Genomic DNA, 3797 nt, shown 5'->3' on the forward strand with positions numbered 1-3797 from the left:
AGGCCGTCGCGGATGCCGAGCTTGGGCTTGGTGATGAAGTCCACCGCGCCCAGTTCCAGCGCGCGCATCGTGATCTCGGACCCGCGCTCGGTCAGCGAGGACACCATCAACACCGGCATCGGCCGCAGCCGCATCAGCCGCTCGAGGAAATCGAGGCCGTCCATGCGCGGCATTTCGACGTCCAGCGTCAGCACATCGGGGTTCAGGCGCTTGATCATCTCGCGCGCGACCAGCGGGTCCGGCGCGGTGCCGACCACCTCCATGTCGGGCTGGCTGTTGATGATCTCCGTCATCAGGCTGCGGATCAGCGCGGAGTCGTCCACGCAGAGCACCTTGATCTTGGCGGCGGCGGTCATGTCGAAAACGGGTCCTTCGAATTCAGGAAACGGTGGAAGCGGCGCCGCGCCGCCCGAACAGCTCGACGCCGCCGCGTACCGGCGTCGCGGAAATGGCGCGCGCCAGCGCGCGCTCGCTGCGTTCGACGACCGCCTGGTCGTCCTGGCGCGTCAGCCGGCGCACCAGCGCCAGGCCCGTCTGCGGGAAATAGCTGACCCGGCGCGCGTGCGGTCCGCGCAGGTCCTGCGCCGCGACCCGGATCTCCTCGGTCTTCAGATAGCGCAGCACGAACTCGGCGTTGCGGTCGCCGATGTTCAGCGTGGTCATGTTGGCCAGCACCGCGCCGCCGCCGAACACCTTGGCCTCGAGCCGCTCGCGGCGCGCGCCCATCTTCAGCAGCTCGTTGATCAGCACCTCGAGCGCATAGCAGCCGTAGCGCATGGACGCCGACAGCACGCGGTCGGGCCCGGCGTTCTCGTCGTCCGGCAGCATGAAGTGGTTCATGCCGCCGACGCCGGCCTTCTCGTCGCGGATGCAGGCGGCCACGCAGGAGCCGAGCACCGTGGTCAGCACCACGTCGTCGCGCGTGACGTAGTACTCGTTGGGCAGCAGCTTGATGGCCTGCTTGCCGAACTCGCGGTCGAAGTAGGTGCGGGTGGCGATCGCCTCCGGCAGGTGCGGCGTCTGCATCAGGCGGCTCCGGCCCTGGCCGCGCCCGGCGCCAGTTCGTAGACGGTCTGCCCGCGCAGCTGGAAGGCGCGCGTCACGTAGGAGAAGTTCTCCGAATGGCCGGCGAACAGCAGGCCATGCGGCTTGAGCAGCGGGACGAAGCGCTCCAGGATGCGGCCCTGGGTCGGCTTGTCGAAATAGATCATCACGTTGCGGCAGAAGATCGCATCGAAGCGCTCGCGGATGCCCCAGTCTGGCGCCAGCAGGTTCAGCGGTTCGAAGGCGATCGTCGAAGCCAGCTCGGGCTTGACCTTGACCTGGCCGGCACGCTGCCCGGTGCCTTTCAGGAAGAAGCGCTTGAGCCGTTCTTGCGACAGCCGCGCGACCTGTTCGGCCGAATAGACGCCGGTACGCGCCTTGGCCAGCACCTGGGTGTCGATGTCGGTGGCCAGCACCGTCGCGGCGCGCTCGCCGAGCGCCTCGGCCAGCGTGATCGCGATCGAATACGGTTCCTCGCCGGTCGATGCCGCCGCGCACCAGACCGAATACGGCCGGCCGATCCGCTTGGCATGCTCGGCCAGCAGCGGAAAGTGGTGCGCCTCGCGGAAGAACGAGGTCAGGTTGGTGGTCAGCGCGTTGGTGAAGAATTCCCACTCGCCGGAATACTCGTCGCCCTCCAGCAGCGCCAGGTAGCTGGCGAAGTCGTTCAGATGCAGCGCGCGCAGCCGGCGTGCCAGCCGGCTGTAGACCATCTCGCGCTTCTGCGCGCCGAGCGAAATGCCGGCGCGGCGGTGGATCAGCACGCGCACCTTGTCGAAGTCGCGGTCGGTCAGCAGGAAGTCGCGCGCGTCGTCCCGCAGCGTGGCGAGCGGCATGGCGGGGGCCGCGGCGCGGGGAGCGGGGGTTCGATGCGGCGTCATGTCTGCGGTGGATCGACGAGGGTGGGACGAAGTTGGCTGCGGTACGGCGGCGGGATCCTGATGAAGCGAAGGGCTGGCGAACCCGAGCGGCGGGCCAGCAACGGCCCGGGCCCGCTCAGGCGACCTCGCCCTCGATCAGGGCCATCTCGGGGCTGGTCATCATCCGTTCGATGTCGAGCAGGATCAGCATGCGGCCTTCGACGGTCGCCAGGCCGGTCAGGTGCTCGGTCGACACCGACACGCCGAACTCCGGCGCCGGCTTGATCGCCTCGCCGGTCAGCGTCAGCACGTCCGACACGCCATCGACCACGATGCCGACCACGCGGCCGGCGATGTTCAGGATGATGACGACGGTCTGGTGGTCGTACTTGACGTTGCCCAGGCGGAACTTCATGCGCAGGTCGACGATCGGCACGATCACGCCGCGCAGGTTGGTCACGCCCTTGATGAAGTCCGGCGCATTGGCGATCCGCGTCACGCCGTCGTAGCTGCGGATCTCCTGCACCTTCAGGATGTCGATGCCGTATTCCTCGGAGCCCAGCGTGAACACCAGGAACTCCTGGCCCGCCGCCTCGCTTCCGGGGGTGTCGCTATGTCCGATGCCGGCCATGATGTGTTGCTCCTTGTTGATTCTTGCCTTCGCCTCAAGCCAGCGCCGGCTCCTGGCGCCGCACGCCGGTGCGCTGCAGCGCGGCGACGTCGACGATCAGCGCCACGCTGCCGTCGCCCAGGATGGTCGCGGCCGAGATGCCCGGCACCTTGCGGTAGTTGGTCTCCAGGTTCTTCAGCACGACCTGGTGCTGGCCGATCAGCTGGTCGACCAGCAGCGCGAAACGCTTGCCTTCGGCCTGCAGGATGATGGCGATGCCCTGGGTCGGCTCCTGTACGGCGTTCTCGACGTTGAAGACGCGGTGCAGCTCCAGCAGCGGCAGGTATTCGCCGCGCACGTGCATCACCCGCTCGGTATTGGCGGCGGTGCGCACGTCGTCGGCCTTCGGCTGCAGCGACTCCATCACGCAGTTCAGCGGCAGGATGAAGGTCTCCTCGCCGACCTTGACCGACATGCCGTCGAGGATCGCCAGCGTCAGCGGCAGCACGATGCGGGTGGTGGTGCCGTTGCCCGGGCGCGAGCTGATCTCGACATGGCCGCCCATCTCCTGGATGTTGCGCTTGACCACGTCCATGCCGACGCCGCGGCCGGACAGGTCGGTGACCGCCTCGGCAGTCGAGAATCCCGGCGCGAAGATCAGCTGCCACACTTCCTCGTCGCTCATGCTCTCCGACACCGGCAGGCCGTTCTGCATCGCCTTGGCCAGGATCTTGTCGCGGCGCAGGCCGCCGCCGTCGTCGCTGACCTCGATCACGATGTTGCCGCCGTGGTGCTGCGCCGACAGGATCAGCTGGCCGGTCGGATCCTTGCCCGCGGCGACGCGCTTGTCGGGCGTCTCGATGCCGTGGTCCAGGCTGTTGCGCACCAGGTGGGTCAGCGGGTCGATGATCCGCTCGATCAGGCTCTTGTCCAGTTCGGTGGCCTTGCCGAAGGTCACCAGGTCGATCTGCTTGCCGAGCTTGGCGGCCAGGTCGCGCACCAGGCGCGGGAAGCGCGAGAACACATAGTCCATCGGCATCATGCGGATCGACATCACCGCTTCCTGCAGATCGCGCGCATTGCGCTCGAGCTGGCCCATGCCGGAGAACAGGCGGTCGAACAGCACCGGGTCGAGCGACGACGCGGTCTGCGCCAGCATCGACTGCGTGATCACCAGTTCGCCGACCAGGTTGATGATCTGGTCGACCTTCTCGGTCGGCACGCGGATCGAGCCGGATTCCTGATGGGCGGCCGCGGCGCTGGCCTTGGCGCGCTCCTTGTCC

5 protein-coding genes are annotated in these 3797 nt (G+C 67.8%); all 5 read right to left on the reverse strand.

All coding sequences use genetic code 11. The features are described from left to right. On the reverse strand, positions 1 to 356 hold a 356-nt coding region (locus tag AC6EI8_RS25150; protein ID WP_498383214.1), incomplete at its 3' end, for a response regulator. Between the two features lie 22 nt (positions 357 to 378). Next, positions 379 to 1026 carry a chemoreceptor glutamine deamidase CheD gene (cheD, locus tag AC6EI8_RS25155; protein ID WP_006579681.1) on the reverse strand — a complete coding sequence of 216 codons (648 nt, stop codon included), beginning with the start codon at positions 1024 to 1026 and terminating at the stop codon, positions 379 to 381. Next, positions 1026 to 1925: a CheR family methyltransferase gene (locus AC6EI8_RS25160; RefSeq protein ID WP_498383215.1), complete on the reverse strand. Its 900-nt coding sequence runs from the start codon at positions 1923 to 1925 to the stop codon at positions 1026 to 1028. The genes cheD and AC6EI8_RS25160 overlap by 1 nt, the downstream gene beginning before the upstream one ends. A 115-nt stretch (positions 1926 to 2040) precedes the next feature. Next, positions 2041 to 2535 carry a chemotaxis protein CheW gene (locus AC6EI8_RS25165; protein WP_149319447.1) on the reverse strand — a complete coding sequence of 165 codons (495 nt, stop codon included), beginning with the start codon at positions 2533 to 2535 and terminating at the stop codon, positions 2041 to 2043. A 34-nt stretch (positions 2536 to 2569) separates the two neighbouring features. Continuing rightward, positions 2570 to 3797 (reverse strand): chemotaxis protein CheW (locus AC6EI8_RS25170; RefSeq protein ID WP_498383217.1); only part of this gene is annotated, 1228 nt, incomplete at its 5' end.

The organism is Cupriavidus sp. R6-3 (assembly GCF_059772245.1).

Coding starts and splice junctions, on each gene's coding strand:
- cheD (WP_006579681.1), bottom strand. CDS start 1,026: ATGCAGACGCCGCACCTGCCGGAGGCGATCGCCACCCGCACCTACTTC.
- AC6EI8_RS25160 (WP_498383215.1), bottom strand. CDS start 1,925: ATGACGCCGCATCGAACCCCCGCTCCCCGCGCCGCGGCCCCCGCCATG.
- AC6EI8_RS25165 (WP_149319447.1), bottom strand. CDS start 2,535: ATGGCCGGCATCGGACATAGCGACACCCCCGGAAGCGAGGCGGCGGGC.